Annotated in this window: 16 protein-coding genes; 1 reads left to right on the top strand and 15 read right to left on the bottom strand. The window is 36.9% G+C overall.

The window, feature by feature from the left end:
* Positions 1 to 3 precede the first annotated feature (3 nt).
* The 4 genes from ABXT49_RS04090 to ABXT49_RS04075 form a co-directional block, all read right to left on the bottom strand.
* Positions 4 to 1,110 carry an ABC transporter ATP-binding protein gene (locus tag ABXT49_RS04090; protein WP_416653446.1) on the bottom strand — a complete coding sequence of 369 codons (1,107 nt, stop codon included), beginning with the start codon at positions 1,108 to 1,110 and terminating at the stop codon, positions 4 to 6.
* A gap of 41 nt (positions 1,111 to 1,151) precedes the next feature.
* Positions 1,152 to 2,033, bottom strand: a complete 882-nt coding sequence (locus ABXT49_RS04085; RefSeq protein ID WP_416653444.1) for a carbohydrate ABC transporter permease — start codon at positions 2,031 to 2,033, stop codon at positions 1,152 to 1,154.
* A complete protein-coding gene (locus tag ABXT49_RS04080; protein ID WP_416653442.1) occupies positions 2,030 to 2,905 on the bottom strand; it encodes a carbohydrate ABC transporter permease in 876 nt (291 codons plus the stop codon). The genes ABXT49_RS04085 and ABXT49_RS04080 overlap by 4 nt, the downstream gene beginning before the upstream one ends.
* A gap of 104 nt (positions 2,906 to 3,009) precedes the next feature.
* On the bottom strand, positions 3,010 to 4,257 hold the full coding sequence (locus tag ABXT49_RS04075) for an ABC transporter substrate-binding protein (RefSeq protein ID WP_416653440.1): 1,248 nt from the start codon (positions 4,255 to 4,257) through the stop codon (positions 3,010 to 3,012).
* A gap of 243 nt (positions 4,258 to 4,500) precedes the next feature.
* On the opposite strand from ABXT49_RS04075, the gene ABXT49_RS04070 reads away from it, so the two are divergent.
* The gene (locus tag ABXT49_RS04070; RefSeq protein WP_416653437.1) at positions 4,501 to 5,730 is read left to right on the top strand and encodes a YbiU family protein; all 1,230 of its coding nucleotides are present in this window, start codon (positions 4,501 to 4,503) and stop codon (positions 5,728 to 5,730) included.
* Here ABXT49_RS04070 and ABXT49_RS04065 read toward each other — a convergent pair.
* The 11 genes from ABXT49_RS04065 to ABXT49_RS04015 form a co-directional block, all read right to left on the bottom strand.
* Positions 5,684 to 6,082 carry a hypothetical protein gene (locus ABXT49_RS04065; protein ID WP_416653436.1) on the bottom strand — a complete coding sequence of 133 codons (399 nt, stop codon included), beginning with the start codon at positions 6,080 to 6,082 and terminating at the stop codon, positions 5,684 to 5,686. The genes ABXT49_RS04070 and ABXT49_RS04065 overlap by 47 nt on opposite strands.
* A gap of 48 nt (positions 6,083 to 6,130) precedes the next feature.
* Complete coding sequence (locus ABXT49_RS04060) at positions 6,131 to 7,321, bottom strand: AGE family epimerase/isomerase (protein ID WP_416653435.1); 1,191 nt, start codon at positions 7,319 to 7,321, stop codon at positions 6,131 to 6,133.
* Positions 7,318 to 8,787, bottom strand: coding sequence for an ATP-binding protein (locus ABXT49_RS04055; protein ID WP_416653433.1), 1,470 nt, complete (start codon positions 8,785 to 8,787; stop codon positions 7,318 to 7,320). Before ABXT49_RS04055 ends, ABXT49_RS04060 begins: the two co-directional genes overlap by 4 nt.
* A gap of 29 nt (positions 8,788 to 8,816) precedes the next feature.
* Complete coding sequence (locus ABXT49_RS04050; RefSeq protein WP_416653430.1) at positions 8,817 to 9,482, bottom strand: response regulator transcription factor; 666 nt, start codon at positions 9,480 to 9,482, stop codon at positions 8,817 to 8,819.
* 87 nt (positions 9,483 to 9,569) lie between these two features.
* The gene (locus ABXT49_RS04045; protein ID WP_416653428.1) at positions 9,570 to 10,850 is read right to left on the bottom strand and encodes a DUF4113 domain-containing protein; all 1,281 of its coding nucleotides are present in this window, start codon (positions 10,848 to 10,850) and stop codon (positions 9,570 to 9,572) included.
* On the bottom strand, positions 10,843 to 11,424 hold the full coding sequence (locus ABXT49_RS04040; protein ID WP_416653426.1) for a LexA family protein: 582 nt from the start codon (positions 11,422 to 11,424) through the stop codon (positions 10,843 to 10,845). The genes ABXT49_RS04045 and ABXT49_RS04040 overlap by 8 nt, the downstream gene beginning before the upstream one ends.
* A gap of 84 nt (positions 11,425 to 11,508) precedes the next feature.
* On the bottom strand, positions 11,509 to 12,873 hold the full coding sequence (locus ABXT49_RS04035; RefSeq protein WP_416653424.1) for an 8-oxoguanine deaminase: 1,365 nt from the start codon (positions 12,871 to 12,873) through the stop codon (positions 11,509 to 11,511).
* 108 nt (positions 12,874 to 12,981) lie between these two features.
* Positions 12,982 to 13,830 carry an endonuclease/exonuclease/phosphatase family protein gene (locus tag ABXT49_RS04030; protein WP_416653421.1) on the bottom strand — a complete coding sequence of 283 codons (849 nt, stop codon included), beginning with the start codon at positions 13,828 to 13,830 and terminating at the stop codon, positions 12,982 to 12,984.
* A complete protein-coding gene (locus ABXT49_RS04025) occupies positions 13,827 to 14,645 on the bottom strand; it encodes a carbohydrate ABC transporter permease (protein ID WP_271537639.1) in 819 nt (272 codons plus the stop codon). Before ABXT49_RS04025 ends, ABXT49_RS04030 begins: the two co-directional genes overlap by 4 nt.
* Positions 14,642 to 15,517, bottom strand: a complete 876-nt coding sequence (locus tag ABXT49_RS04020; RefSeq protein ID WP_271537637.1) for a carbohydrate ABC transporter permease — start codon at positions 15,515 to 15,517, stop codon at positions 14,642 to 14,644. Before ABXT49_RS04020 ends, ABXT49_RS04025 begins: the two co-directional genes overlap by 4 nt.
* Positions 15,518 to 15,591: 74 nt before the next feature.
* The gene (locus ABXT49_RS04015) at positions 15,592 to 16,869 is read right to left on the bottom strand and encodes an ABC transporter substrate-binding protein (RefSeq protein ID WP_416653420.1); all 1,278 of its coding nucleotides are present in this window, start codon (positions 16,867 to 16,869) and stop codon (positions 15,592 to 15,594) included.
* Between the last annotated feature and the right edge of the window lie 38 nt (positions 16,870 to 16,907).

Below are 16,907 nucleotides of genomic sequence, written 5' to 3'. Positions count from 1 at the left end.
ATTTTATCTAATTCGATCTTCAGTTTCACTATCAAAGAAAACAGTTTGAGATAAATCAAAAGTTAATTTAACTTTCTCACCGCCTAAAACTTTAGAGTTTCCATTCAGCCGTGCAACTATTTGTTTTTCACCAAGCTCAACCACAGCAAAAGTATCTGAGCCTGCTGGCTCAACAACATCCACAACTACCTCTCTTTCTACTGAACTCTTATTCAAGGATGGATCAAGGTCATTTATTGATTCTGGTCGAATACCACAAATAACAGTTTTATCAATATATTGCTCAATATCGTTTATTCCATGAATTGGCAAACAAATAGTTTCGCCTTTACTATTTTTCATTTCAAATTCTATATTTTTTTTATTTTTAGCAATTCTTCCATCTATCAAATTCATTGCAGGAGCGCCCATAAAATTTGCAACAAACATATTATTTGGGTTATTGTATATTTCATATGGCGTATCAAATTGCTGAATACATCCATCTTTTAAAACAGCAATTTTTGTAGCCAAAGTCATAGCCTCAATTTGATCATGAGTAACATAAATAATTGTCGAACCGAGTCTTTTATGAAGACGTTTAATTTCTGTTCTCATATCAATCCGAAGCTTAGCATCGAGGTTTGAAAGTGGCTCATCAAATAAAAAAACCTCAGGCTCACGAACAATAGCGCGGCCCATTGCAACGCGCTGTCTCTGGCCTCCAGATAATTGACCTGGCTTACGATTAAGTAATTCACTAATTTGAAGCGTTTCAGCAACTTTATTAACTGCTTGTTCCCTTTCAGGTTTTTTTACGCCCTTCATTTCCATTCCAAAACTAATGTTCTGCGAAACAGTCATATTTGGGTATAAGGCATAGGATTGAAAAACCATAGCAATATTTCGCTTTGAGGGATGAAGTCCAGCAACAGAATTCTCTCCAATCTCAATTTCACCACTTGTTATCTCTTCTAGGCCAGCAATAGTATTAAGGAGGGTTGATTTACCGCAACCTGAAGGACCGACTAATACCAAAAAACCTCCATCTTCAATAAAAAGGTTTATCCCCTTTAATACCTCTACTGAGCCATAACTTTTATGTAAATTAGTAATTTTTACTGTTGCCATATTTCTAACCTTTAGCTGATAATTATAAATAAACGAATAAATTAACCTTTGACAGCTCCTGCCATCAGACCTCTAACAAAATATCGCCCAGAGACGATATAAACTACTAATGTTGGAAGAGCAGCTAGAATTGCCCCTGCAAAATGCACGTTGTATTCTTTAACCCCTTGAGAAGAATTAACAAGGTTATTTAGAGCTACAGTCATTGGTATTGAGTCAAAGTCTGCAAAAGAAGCGCCAAATAAAAAATCATTCCAAATGTTGGTAAACTGCCAAATCACAGTCACCACTATAATTGGACCTGAACTTGGAAGTAAAACACGCCAAAAAATTCTAAAGAATCCAGCCCCATCGATTTGTGCAGCCTTTATTATTTCAGTAGGGAATGCTGCATAATAATTTCTAAAAAATAAAGTTGTAAAACCTAGCCCATAAACCAAGTGAACAAATACCAATCCTGACGTTGTTCCGGCCATTCCTAAAATACCCAACATTTTTGCCATCGGGATTAACACAATTTGAAATGGAATAAAGCACGATAACAAAAGCAGCCCAAAGACAATCCCATGACCTTTAAATTGCCATTTAGTCAAAACATAGCCATTCATGGCGCCCAGTATTGCAGTTAACATTACTGCTGGTATAACCATAGAAATTGAATTCCAAAAATAAGGCTTAAGCCCACTAGGGTCTACACCAATTTGGGCAGTTGACCAGGCAGATCGCCATGGATCTAGGGTCCACACTTCAGGAAGATTAAGCATTCCCCCAGAGCGAATTTCCTCTAGTGGCTTCAAGGAGTTTGTAAGCATTACATACAAGGGAAGCAAATAATAAATTGCAAATATTATCAATATTAGATAAATAAATATTCGAGAGACTTTGATACTGTCCTTTTTACTTTTAGAATGATTTAAGGTCACGATGACTTCTCACTTCTTAGCTCACTATATAGATAAGGAATAATGATAGAAAAAATCATAAGAAGCATAATCATTGCAGAGGTCGCTCCAATACCCATCTGATTCCTAGAAAAGGTGTAAGAGTACATAAATGTTGCTGGTACCTCAGTCGCTCTTCCAGGACCACCATTTGTTAAAGCAATAACCAAATCGTATGCTTTAATAGATAAATGCGCGAGTATTACAAAAGCTGATAAAAATGCTGGTCGGAGCAAGGGAATAATTATACGTCTATACATACGAAAACCGGACGCTCCATCAATTTGAGCGGCCTTCATTATCTCACCATCAATGCCTCTTAATCCAGCAAGAAACATCGCCATAACAAATCCTGAGCTTTGCCATACTGCAGCAATAACTACTGTATAAATTGCAAAGGTTCGATTTTTAATCCAGTCGAATTCAAAACTCTCCCACCCCCACTGATGCATAATATGCTCAAGACCTATTCCAGGGTCTAAAAACCACTTCCATGCAGTTCCAGTAACAATAAAAGATAACGCCATTGGGTAAAGAAAAATAGGTCGGAGCAGGCCTTCTGCTCTAATTTTTTGATCTAATAAGATGGCTAAGAAAAGACCAAGCACTGTACAGATTAATATATATAAAATTCCAAAAATTGCCAGATTGTTTACTGCAATTTTCCAATGCCTTAGTCCAAAAAGCTTAGTATAGTTGCCCCAACCCATGTACTCGTAAGTTGGCAACATACGCGAATCTGTAAGCGACAAATATCCCGTATATATAATAAATCCATACACAAAAACAAGAATAAGGAAAAAACTTGGCGCTAAAACAATTTTAGGTAGTAAAAGTTGGAGATAATTTTTCATTTAATACAATTCTAATCAAAAAAATAGTTGGCGAACTATAAATTCGCCAACTATAAATAAACAAATTTAATAAAAATCTAAAGCAAGTTTAGATGATATTTAATTTATCTTGCTGCTGCAACTGCTGCAACCATTTCTTCTGCAGCCTCTTCAGCTGAAAACTCACCGTTAAAATGAGCTGAAACAACATCAACAATTGCTGATTGGATCGCAGGACGGACAGTATGACCGTGCGCCATTGAACCAAACAAGCTTCCAGCTGCGTTAGCTGCTGCTAGATCTGCCATACCTTTCTTTCCACAATGATCAAACATCATGTCAGGTACGTCAGTACGCGCAGGTACTGAACCCTTAACAACGTTAAATGCTGATTGGAAAACAGGGTTCATTACAGAAGAAGCCATAGCTTCTTGTGCAGCTGAACTTCCAGCACCACTGAACATAGCGAACTGATCAGAGTTGAAAGTTACAGAACCTTGAGTTCCTGGGAAGCGAACACATACAAAGTCAGAACCTGGCTTTTGACCCGCTTTAAGGAATTCACCTTTAGCCCAGTCACCCATCATTTGCATACCAGCTTCGCCATTGATTACCATAGCCGAAGCTAGGTTCCAATCACGACCTGAAAAGTTGTCATCAACATATGAACGAAGAGTTGCCATTCTGTTGAATGCTTCCACCATTAATGGACCACCAAGAGCGTCTTCATTTAAGTCAATCAAAGCTGACTTGTAGAAACCGTTTCCTAGACTTAGCGCAACACCATCAAAGATAGTTGCATCTTGCCATGCTTGGCCACCGTGTGCTAATGGAGTAATTCCGTTTGCTTTCATAGCATCAAGAACAGAAACTAACTCTTCCCATGTAGTTGGAGCGTTTCCACCAGTTGCGTCAAGAGCAGACTTGCTGATCCATACCCAGTTAGTAGAGTGAACATTTACAGGAGCTGCTACCCAGTCACCATTGTGCTTAGAAAAAGCTTGAAGTGCTGATGGAACAACCGAATCCCAACCTTCAGAAGCAGCTAGGTCATTTAAGTTAGCTAGTTTGCCTTGATCACCCCAATCTTGAATAGCATATCCAAGCATTTGAACTGCAGTTGGCGCGTTACCAGCTGTAACACGAGCCTTAAGCGTAGTCATAGCAGCATCACCACCACCACCAGCTATAGGCATATCTTTCCAGCCAATTCCTTTACCTGCTAGATCATCTTTTAATACACCAACAGCTGCAGCTTCACCACCAGAAGTCCACCAATGTAGAACTTCTACGTCGTCAGCAAAAGCCTGAGATGCACTAAATGAAAGAACTAAGCTGGCTGCTACACTTTTTACAAAGTATTTGTTTACCATTTTTGTTTCTCCTTATTACAAAAAAAAATATTTAGAGTGTTGAATTAACACAAAAAATAGACCATAGATTCTAAATAACTTTTTGTTAAATATCTAGAACTAGACACGCACTATAGTTATCCTTTTTTTGAGTGTCAATCGTTTGATACAATTTGTAATACTTTGTTACAAAGAGAAATAATTAAATCAAAAATTTAATAAAATATATAGATATACTGTTACAAATATTTAATATGTAATATCATGATGGAACAAATTAAGCAGTCAATAATTACTAGTAAAAAACTTCTAATAGAACAATATAATGTCAAAAAAAGTTTCAATATCGCCCAATCAAATATTAAAAAAGAAGTTGATATTATTCTTGAGTTACAGCACAAAGAAATTCCAGTAATTCCAGAAATTGATTTTCAGTCGATTGTTAATGGAAATATTTCAAGCTCTGATATTACAAACTTAAAACAAAGAGGATCTGTAATTATTCGTAATGTTTTTGATAAGCAGCAGGCAAGTGAATGGAACGATGAAATAGGTGAATATATTACATTTAATGATTACTTTACTAAGTCAATTGATAGACAAGGTATGGATAATTATTTTTCACAATTAAAGTCAGGAGCGCCACAAATCTTTGGACTTTATTGGTCAAGGCCTCAGATGCTTGCAAGACAATCGCAATCAATGGCAATTACTAAAAAATTCCTAAACTCAATGTGGGATGTCTCGAGCCCAAATGGAGATGAGTTTGATCCAAATAACGATTATATGTATGCGGATAGAATTCGTCGACGCGAGCCTGGCGATGAAACCTTAGGATTATCTCCCCATATTGATGGCGGCTCATTTGAACGCTGGACTGATCCAGCATTTCAAAAAGTATACCGCTCTGTATTTAATGGCGAACTAGATTCTTATGACCCCTGGAAAGCAGCATTTAGAACTCACACAAAGGAATACAAATCTCCTGCAGTTTGTTCAATGTTTAGAACATTTCAAGGGTGGACTGCGCTTACTTCACAAGGGCCATCTGATGGAACTCTGTCTCTTATTCCAATTGCTAACAGTATGGGGTATCTTTTGTTACGTGCCTTACAAGATGACATCCCTTCTGATAATCTTTGTGATGCCACGCCAGGAAGACCGCTCTTAATATCATCCGATTATCACAAAGATCTATTATCTGGCTTGGTAACAATTCAGGAGGTGAATCCTGGAGATACAGTCTGGTGGCACCCTGATTTAACTCACTCAGTGGCTGATAAGCACACAGGAAAAGATTACTCAAATGTAATGTTTATAGGAGCTTCGCCAAAATGTGCTAAAAATTTAGACTATACAAAGCGACAAACTGAAAACTTTTTACTTGGCAAAAGTCCTCCTGATTTTGCTTCTGAAGACTACGAAGTAGACTTTAAAGGAAGGTTCTCTATTGATCAGTTGACTGACTTAGGTCGAACTCAAATGGCACTCTAGAGGAGTGATGATGTTTAATTGGCGAATCATCAGACAGATCAATTAAAAAACTGTACCAAGATAAATATTTTTTGTCTGCTTTACTGCCTAAACAAAAAACATAGCTACCCGTCATTAAAAAAATATTTCCAGGTAACTCCTTGGATATAGCATCTTCAACATTAATCTCTACAGAAGCACCTCCATTAAAAGCAACTTCAAAATAACCTTTAATCTCATTATTCCTTGCTAAAAGTTTTGGTAGAAAGGTCGGTAAAAGAGTTGCATTATCATGATATAAGCTCAAAATGCCTTTCATATCAGCATTATTAAAACAGTCTGCCCATTGCTCAATTATATTTTCAGGTGTCATAAATATATAAATCTTAATAAATTAATTAAGTATTTTAAACAAGGTTTCTTAGATTATTTTTAAAATTTCGTAGCAAGCACCCATTGTGTGATAATCCGTTTTTCCGGCTGGACTTTTAAGGTTATCATATTTATTATTATTTGAATCTAAAATGCGAAACCACGCGCCATATTTATGATCAATCATATGTTTCCAGCTGTAACTCCAGATTCGATCATACCACTCCCAATAATAATCATCGCCTGTTCGATTAGCTAATACTGCAGCTGCAGCTATAGACTCTGCTTGAACCCAAAAATATTTATCTTTATCACAAATATCTCCATTTGGTGAAAACCCATAAAATAAACCTTCTGACTCTGCATCCCAACCCATCTCAATTGCGTCATCAAACAATTCTTGTGCTCTAGGAAGCAACCAATCCTCTTTAACATGCCTCTCAAGAATTAACAATAATTTTGCCCACTCGGTAAGATGACCAACTTGGAAGCCCCAAGGACGAAATAGATCATCAGGACGATCTTTATTATAAACCCAGTTAATTTCCCAGTTACTGTCGTAATGTTCCCAAATTAAGCCTTCTGCGAGACTAGCTTGCCTAATACATATATTTTTTGCAATGATAAGCGCTCGATCTAAATATTTTTGACTACCTGTCGCTTCAAAAGCCATAATAAGGGCTTCACAGGAATGCATATTTGCATTTTGCCCACGATAACTAGAAACTACTTGCCAATCAGCAGAAATTTCATCAGAATAAAGTTCATGCTCTTTTGACCAAAAATGTTTTTCCATTACATCAAAAGTTTCATCAATGAAGTCTTTGGCCTCTAAAATACCCGCCCTAAGTGCAGTTGAATATGCGAGCAACACAAATGCGAAACCATAACAATAATTAGTAGAATTCTGAACGTCTTTTCCCTCTAGAATCCAAGCATAACTTCCAGTTTTTGTATTTAAATGAAACTGTCTTAAATATTCAATTCCATGCCTTATCACATCTTTATATTCATCATTATCAAGCTCAATTGAAGCCATTGAATAATTAAATATAAAACGGGTGCTGCTGACCAAGTGTCTTGTATCAAAATCATAAACACTTCCATCATCACGAAAGTGCTGAAAAAAACCACCATTTTCATTATCAATACAATGAGGGTGATAAAACTTCATAATCGATTTAATATGACTAATTAAAAATTCTTTATCTTTAAATATTGGATTACTTGTTAAATTCATAAATTAGGAAAGTAAATTTCGACAATTAGTCCACCACCAGTTCGATCTTTAAGTTCAAGTTCGCCGCCATGGATGTTTGCAATATTACGAGCAATACCCATTCCTAAGCCAGAATGTTCATCATTGAGTTTATGCTCTAAGCGGTAATATGGCTTAAAGACATTTTCTTTATCTTTATCACTCAAGCCTGGCCCTCTATCTTTAATCTGAATAAAGATACCTGTTTTCTTTTTTTGACCGGTAACCTCAACCCCTTTGCCATAACTAAGTGCATTATTAATTAAATTTGAGAATAAGCGCTCAATAGCTAAAGCTCTTCCTTTCATGACAATGTTTTCTTTAATATTCATCTTAATAGGCAAGCCAAGGATTTCCTCTTTTTTTAGGATTGCAGTTAGCATATTTGTAATGTTAACTTTACTAGTATTTTCATGTTCAGCACCATCAGTCATAATTTGAAGGCTTCCTTTCACCATGGTTTCAAGGTAATCTAAGTCTCCAATTAAATCTTCTTTTATTGATCCATCTTCAATGCTTTCTACTCTAAGGCGTGCTCTAGTTAAAGGTGTTTTTAAGTCATGAGAGATTGCTGCAAATGATCGCTCTCTGTCAGCAATAAATTTTTGAATCCGCTTAGCCATAGAGTTAAAGGCGCGGATAGTAGCCACCATTTCTTTAGAACCAGTTTCATCAAGCTGTCTAGGAAACCGTCCTTTACCTAATAAATCTGCTTGATGGGCTAATAATTGAAGGGGAGATACGAGCCAACGAACAAATAAGAAGGTGATTAAAAGCATCGTAACCGAAACTGCTGCTGAGGTAAAAATACGCTCACCATTGATCCAGTCAAAACTGAGTAATAACTCTCCTTGTGGAATTATTGTTGCCAAATACATCCACTCATTTTGCTGTTTTAACCTAAATTGAATTATGGCAATGGGACTTTCTTCCCTCGGAGCAATCAGACCTAAGCTTTTCCATATTGGCGCAAGAGAGACTATTAATTGATTGTTGGTGAGACCCTCACCAGGACCATTAGGCGTTGTAATTTTAGTATTGCTAAAGCTTACAAATCTAATATTCAAATCTTCAACTTGACCAATTTGAGAATACAAAGTTTTTTCCAAGTTACTACGAACCAACTCTGAAAATTCAGAACTTGCAATTGAATTAGATTGGACATAATCCTTATTGACAGAGACAAAAAATTCAGCGCCAAAGTCTAAAAATGTGCCGCCATTTTGTCTTAGTTGAGTCAAGGTTTGCTGTCGGTATTGATTTGGAAGTTTTTCAAAAAAACCAACTGCTTGAGCAATTTGTGAGCCTAAATTTTGAGAAACTTCAGTCATTTTTTCTTTTTCTGATGACTTTAGCTGCTCAACCCAAAGCCATGTTCCTAGCACCTGTGCTACAAGTATTCCAATAAATAGGACAGAAGTCATCCTGGCTACAACAGTTTTTGGCATCAAAGAACTTAAGGTAGAAGCTTTTATATTCAACTTTTTAAAAGGAGAACATACCCCTTGCCTCTTACGCTTTGAATGATTTCACCATCAAAGTGATTGCTAAGTTTATGACGCAGCCTACTTACAATTGTATCGATTGATCGGTCCAATGGATCTATCTTCCTGCCATGAAGAAGTTCGCCAATTTCATCTCTACTTAAGACCTCACCTATCTGTTTATGAAAAACACAAAGTAGGTCAAACTCTGTTCCAGTTAAATCAAGCTGCTTACCATCAACAAATGCACTTCTTGCAGCAAAATTCATCACTATATGGTTATCTACATCTTCTTCCTTTACTTCCGAGCGTCTCAATAGAGCCTTAATTCTTGCTAAAAGTTCTCTTGGGTTAAAGGGTTTACCCATATAGTCATCAGAGCCTAACTCTAAACCTAATATGCGATCTAAATCATCACTAGCGGCAGTAAGCATAATAATTGGAACGTTAGACTTTTGCCTCAATCTTCTGCAAACTTCAAGGCCATCAATCCCGGGCAGACCAAGATCTAAAACCACTAAACTAAATTTTGATTCATCACTTGCTAAGAAAGATTCTCCATCAGAAAAAGCTTCAACTTTAAATCCATTTTTTATTAAATATTGATCTAATAATTTAAGAATTTCTGGATCATCATCAATAATTGCAAGTTGTTTCATTCCTCAACATTATTCAGCAAAAAAAGGATTCATTATAGACAATGAACATATTTATGCAATTTCAGTAAAAAAAATGACCTCTGAGCCTTAAATTATTAACAATTCACTCCAGCTTGTTGTATACCTATTTGATCGAAAATTAGCTCTTGGGAGCCACCTATCATTGCCCACCTCACTTGCATACTTAACTGACTCATTAAATCTTTTATTAGCACCCTTTATAGCATTAGATTTTTGACGAGCTAATACCTGTGGCTGACTATCTTGAGTTATTGAAAAAAGATCTTGCTGTCGGTAGTTTTTGGTTAAGTTACTCAATACTACCCCTCCTTTATTAAAAGAATAACCAGGCTTATAGATAAGTCTTAATATTTGAGATGCCAATGGAATAATTTGCGATTCATCCTCAATAGCAATTGGCATTCCTACAGTTTTTGATAGATGCACGCAGGGTGTATTTTTTTTATGGGGATTAGTGTAAATAAAGACAGTCATAGTTGTCATTGCAAGCTTATGATTATTAAGCTTATTGACAGCCTTTCTAGTAAGAGCAGTTAAAGCTTGATTTAATTCATCAAAGTCGCTTAAATCAATACCAAAAGAGCGAGAGGAGACAATCTGCTGCCTTGTTGGAGGAATCAACTCGATAGGAATACACGATTTACCACGAAGCTCTTGATAAATCTTTTTTCCATTAACGCCTAAAAGAGTTTCAATAACGCCAATATCTGCCTGATAAAAGTCATAACTTGTATTAATTCCAATATGGTTAAGCTTTTTAGCGCTTTGTCTGCCTATTCCCCATAAATCACCTACTTCGACCGATTGCAGTAATTTGCAGTATCTTTCATGAGGAAGGTCATCTATATCAAAAACGCCATTAAATTTTGAATATTTTTTAGCAATACGATTAGCAAGTTTTGCTAGAAGTTTAGTACTGCCCATACCAATACACACTGGAACCCCCGTCCAATTTTTAACTTGGACTCTTAGAGACTGCATGTGATCTATTAAATTAAGAGGAAGTCCTGCTAAATCTATAAAACTCTCGTCAATAGAGTACACCTCTTGGATAGGAGAAAATTGACCAATAACCTTCATTACTCTAGATGACATATCTCCATACAAAGGATAGTTTGAAGACTTTACTACAACACCCCTATTAGCAATCAAATTCCTTACTTTAAAGTAAGGAGCTCCCATTTTAATGCCCAGTGCTTTAGCCTCATTAGAACGAGCAATAATGCAGCCGTCATTATTAGAAAGAACAACGATTGGTTTGCCTTCTAGTTTTGGCTCAAAAACTCTTTCACAAGAAGCATAGAAGTTATTACAGTCGACTAACGCGAACTTAGCTCGGTTATTCATACTGATGTATAACTGATGTCACAACTCCCCATATAATAAGTTCGTCAGTACCTCCAATTTTGATGTCTTCAAAATCAGGGTTTTCAGCTTTAAGTGTTATATTTCCTTTATATTTATGTAGACGCTTAACAGTGAACTCACCATCAACAACTGCAATAACTATCTTTCCGCTTTTAGCACTTAAAGACTTATCAACAATTAGTATATCGCCCTGCTGGATGCCAGCACCTAGCATTGAATCTCCTTGCGCTTTAACAAAGAAAGTAGCCTCTTTATGATGGATAAGATGTGTATTTAAATCAAGTGCATCCTCCAAATGATCATCTGCTGGAGATGGAAACCCTGCCTGCACTCGAGAGGTAAAAATTGGAATCGAAAGCTCCGTTGGATTGTCTTTAGTTAAAAAGACTTCTACCTTAGATTTAACTTGAGATTTATAAACTTCAATCGTAGGAATAAGCGAATCTACAAGACTTATAGGCACTCTAATAACCTTGGTCTCCTCTTTAAAGCTACCTGAGTTTTTTTTACGGCCAGCGCCCTTTCGTGCGCCTCCATGACTGGGTATATTCATAGCTAACTTGATTTATGTAACAATATTCAAGTTGGAATTATAAATTAACTAATAGTGCAAGTCAATAATGATATTAATAAAAAGTTATGCGTTAGCTAATTGACGTAATTTTTTTGCTGCACCGCTATGGCGACTGATTAATTCAGACTCATCTTTTCCAATAATCTTTCCATCTACAACCTTCCACTGACCCGCAATCATAACCCTATCTGATTTTTGAGCACCGCAAAGAAGTAAAGCAGCTAAAGAGTCATGACTACCCGAGAATCTTAGCTCATCCAGCTTAAATAATGCCATGTCCGCCTGCTTACCAATCGAAATCTCACCAATATCATTTCTACCTAAAAGTGCTGCTGAGCCTTTAGTTGCCCAATTGTATGCCTTCTGGTGAGTAATCTTTGAAGCGCCATAACGTAAGCGCTGCAAGTACATTGCTTGTCTGAGTTCAGCAATCATATTGGATCCATCATTAGACGCAGAGCCATCAACGCCAAGTCCAATAATAGAGCCAGCCTCTTCAAGTTCAAGACTATGGCAAATACCAGAGGCTAGCATCATGTTGGAGCTTGGACAATGACAAATACCAACTCCAGATCGGCCTAGTTTCTTTATCTCTTCTTTATTAAAGTGTATTCCATGCGCAAGCCAAGTTCGGTTTGACAGCCAACCAACACTCTCAAGGTAATCCACAGTCCTTAAGCCGAACTTCTCTAAACAAAAATTTTCCTCATCTATCGTCTCTGCCAAGTGGGTATGCAAACGAACATCATACTGCTGTGCAAGGCTTGCAGTCTCTATCATCAGGTCAGTAGTCACTGAGAAAGGTGAGCAAGGAGCTAGTGCAATTTGAGTCATTGCGCCTTCTTGACTGTCGTGATATGTTTTAATTAGTCGCTCACTATCACTTAGTATCTGCTCTTTGGTTTGAACAACAGATTGCGGTGGAAGGCCACCATCTTTTTCTCCAAGACTCATAGAGCCTCTCGTTAAAACAACACGCATACCGAGCTTTTGAGCCTCTTCAGCCTGTATATCTATAGCATTTTCAAGTTGGCTTGGAAACAAGTAATGATGGTCGCTCGCGGTAGTACAGCCAGAAAGAAGTAGTTCAGACAGAGCGAGCTCTGTTGAAACAGCGAGCATCTCTGGTTGAATATGTGCCCAAACCTTATAGAGACTCTTGAGCCATGGAAAAAGCTCTTTATTAAGAGCCTCAGGATAAGCGCGAGTAAGGGTTTGATAAAAGTGATGATGCGTATTAATCAATCCAGGAAGAACAACACTATCACTAGCATCATAGATTTCATCAAAACTCGACACAGGTGAGCCCCCTAAAGGAACTAATTCAATAATTTTTTGACCTTTAATAACAACCCCACCATCACTATTTTCTGCAAAAATAGCCAAGGGATTTTTAATCCAAATTGAAGTTTGATTAATGCTAGTCATTTCAACGCTAGATGCTTAATAATTTCTTGATGATACACAATGAAATGAAGAGTGCTATTGAAAATGAAGACAATAATAAAGGTATTCTTAACTTTAAGAAAAAGGTAACTAAGAGAAAGTAAACACAACTGGCTGATGATCTGAAGCATCTATTTTCTCATTAACTTCAATGCTATCAAGACTACCCTCTAGATTTCTACTTATAAAGCCAAAGTCTCTACAATGAGGCCCTTCAGGCCATTGTTTTTTATCAAAAATACCACATGTTGGAGCATGCGTTGAGTTTGGATTTAGCTGCTTCCAGGCATCAAGAAAGAAATTTGAATTTATTTCATTACTAGTTAATAAATTGTATTCAACAGAACCAGGATTAAAGTTAAAGTCTCCACAAAGAATAACCCTGTCAGACCTTTCAAATTTTCTATATGAACCGTTATTATCAAAAAGAGGAGGCATCGTAGCTAAGTTATTAATCTCCTGATTAATAGATACAATTCTTCTTACTTGATCACATCGTTGAAATTCAGAATGAAACTCTAGATGAGTGGTCATTATGCACAAAGAAAATAACGGGGTTTTAATTGTTATTTCTGACAATTGTCGAGGCATCTGCCTAAAAGAGCTATTAACTGTTTGAGGTAATATATGGTTAAAACTAGATAAAACTGGAAATTTAGAAAGTATAAGGTTTCCATACTGCTCTCTCACTTCAGAATTTTCACGCTTAATATCATAAGCTGGGCCAAAAAAAACTGAATAATCGCCAAAGAGATTTGAGAGCTCTGTGACCTGATCTGGTTGAGTGCCATCTGAAAGCTTACAATTAACAGATACCTCCTGAAGACAAATAATATCAGGATCACACATATTTAAGATTGATTCAGCAATTCGTTTTAATGAAATATTCCCATCGACGCCCTGACCATTTTGAATATTCCAAGTCAGGACAGTTATCACTTAATACCGGCCTGCATGAATGATTGAACAAATTGTTTTTGAAATATTAAAAATGCAATGAGCAATGGCGCAACTGAAATCAATGTCGCAGCAGACATGATTGACCAGTCAACGCCAGTCTCAGGAGAACCAAAAATACCCAAACCAACAGTTAGTGGTCTAGTTTCGACCGAATTAGAAATAATTAGTGGCCACAAAAAGTTATTCCAATGGTGGCTGACAGAAACTAAAGAAAACGCAATAAAAGTAGGCGTTGCTAACGGAACATAGACCTTCCATAAAATGCCCATTGTACTGCAGCCTTCTAATTCAGCAGCATCCTCTAGCTCTTTTGGAATAGACTTAAACGTTTGACGAAGCAAGAAGATACAAAATGCACTTGCAACATAAGGCAATCCCATTCCAGTTATTGTATCTACCAATCCTAGTTTAGAGAGAGTGACATAGTTTTGAACAATTAAGATTTCTGGAGTAATCATTAACTGAACTAAAACAAGAGCAAATGCTACATTTGCTCCACTAAATTTAAAGCGCACAAAGGCATACGCAGCCAAAGTTGAAATTAATAACTGCCCAGGAAGTATAAAAGACACCAGTAAAAATGTATTCAATCCATAACGCAGAAAAGGAGCTTGACTCCATGCCTCACGAAAATTATCAAGCGTTAAAGGAGAAAAAATATTAAAGTGAATAGCATCATTACTATAGTGAAAAGCCGCCCAAAAAGCATAAAGAAGAGGCAGCACCCAAAATGCCGCTAAGATATAAGCACCCATTAACTCCAAACTCGATGTAAATTTATTTTTGTATGTCATCTGTAGTGGACTCGTTTTTCAATAAATAAGAATTGTGCTAAAGCTGTAAGCGCCAGAAGTACAAGTAAAAATATAGTTAATGCAGAAGCATACGAAACATCTAGAAATGCGAATGCAGTTTCATAAATGTAATATAAGATTAAGTTACTTGCATTGTCGGGTCCGCCCTTGGTTAATACAAATAAATGATCAACAAGTTTAAAAGAATTTAAAAAGGCATTAATAAGAACAAATAATGTAGTTGGAAGAAGCAAAGGGTATTGAACACGCCAAAAATAATTCCATCGAGAAGAGCCCTCTAGTTTTGCAGCTTCCTCAAGTTCTGGTGAGATTGTTTGAAGACCAGCCAGATAAAAAACCATAAAAAAACCTGCCTCTTTCCAGACAGTCATAACCATAATAGAGGGAAGGACAGTTGATGGACTTCCAAGCCAGTTGGTGCTTTCAAAACCAAAAATAGATGTTGCCTGATCAATTAATCCAATTTCAGGTGCGTAGAAGAATAACCATATATTCGCTACCGCAATCATTGGAAGCATTGTTGGTGTAAAGTAGGCCATTCTGAGCAATCCCCTTCCCGGGATAGCTTTATTAACAATCAAGGCCATTATGATTGCTAAACCAATAGATGTAGGAATTGTTCCAAGAGCAAGCCACATATTATTGGCAAAAACTTTCCAGAATATTGGATCGCTCAACATACTCTCATAACCTTCAATTCCAGAGAATCTTCTTGGTCGTATGATTGATTTATTCGTATATAAACTATTAAGAAAAGTTGTGATAGTTGGATAGTGGGTAAACGCCAGAAGCAATATCGCTGCAGGTGCAAATAATAACCAACCCTGAAAATTTCGAACGTTATCTTTCATTATTATTATTTTAAAAGTCTAAATAATTAAGTGGCGGGCAAAATTTAAATGCCCGCCAAATTTACCTAATCAGTTTAACGATAAGGTTTTAAAATACGCTCAGCAGCCGCTTGCGCGTCTGTTAGAGCTTCTTTAGCTGTTTTACTTCCTACAAGTGTTGCTTGGATAGCATCATTCAATCCTTTTTTAACTCGACTTGTTTGGTAAGTTGAAAATTCAGCTGTTGCATATTTAAGTTGATCACGAGCAACCGCTGCTGGTGGGAAACCTGCAACATATGATTTCAAAGTATCTGTCTCATATGCGTCCGGGCTAACACCCATATAACCAGTAGCTACAGACCACTTAGCAGAATTTTCAGGAGCAGTCATAAATTTAATTAGCTTCATTGATGCTTTACGTTCTTCATCAGAAGTGTCCTTAAAGATATAGAAGTTTCCTCCACCTGTTGGCGTACCGCGACGCTTTCCTGCTGGAAGCATTGCAACACCAAAGTCAAAGTCAGCCTTCTTTTTAACTGTTGTTAAGTTACCAGTTGAGTGCCACATCATAGCTGTTTTGCCTTCTAAGAAGTTTTGACGAAGCGTACCCCATTCAATTGTGCCTTTTGGCATAATTTTATGGTCTTCACCAAAGCTCTTCCATACTTCAAGCGCTTCAATAACATCTGGATGATCAAAGTTAGTTTTATCACCACTTGTCATTAGAGTTTGGCCATTTTGCATTGCAAGGGCACCAAACATCCAGTAAGGATAACCTGTCGATGGAATCATAAGTCCCCATTGAGAGCCGTCATCTTTAGTCAGCGCTTTAGCTGCTGCAATTAGCCCACCCCAAGTTGCAGGAGGTGTTTCTGGATCTAAACCAGCTTCACGAAACGCATCTTTGTTGTAGTACATAACAATTGTAGAACGTTGAAATGGAATACCCCATGTTTTACCTGCTGCAACTCCATTTTCCATCAATGATGGATAGAATGAATTTAACCAGGCCTTCTCTTCACTTGTTGAAACTAAGTCATCGAAAGGTACAATTGCGTCAAGCTCACGAAGCTCATGAACGTCAATTGAAAACATAACTGATAGTTGTGCTGGCTTTCCACTTTCCAAAGCAGTAAGTGCCTTTATTCTGGTATCGTCATAGTTACCTGAATAAATTGCATTGACTTCAATGTCTGGGTTTTTAGACATAAAGTCCGCAACCATTGCATCAACAGTTTGTGTTAAAGCGCCACCCACAGCAACTGGATAGTACATTGTTAATTCCGTTTTAGCTATTGCAGCACCCGATATCATTGAAATACCAAGGGCAACAGTTAAGCTATACGAAAGTTTTTTAAAAAACTTACTCATTTAACTTCTCCTCATTAAAAAAATCGTAGTAACTTTCA

Source organism: Candidatus Pseudothioglobus sp. Uisw_086 (assembly GCF_048085745.1).
In the GTDB taxonomy this organism is placed as follows: Bacteria; Pseudomonadota; Gammaproteobacteria; order PS1; family Pseudothioglobaceae; genus Pseudothioglobus.
Note: the sequence above shows the minus strand (reverse complement) of the source record. Positions and strands in the feature narration are given on the sequence as shown.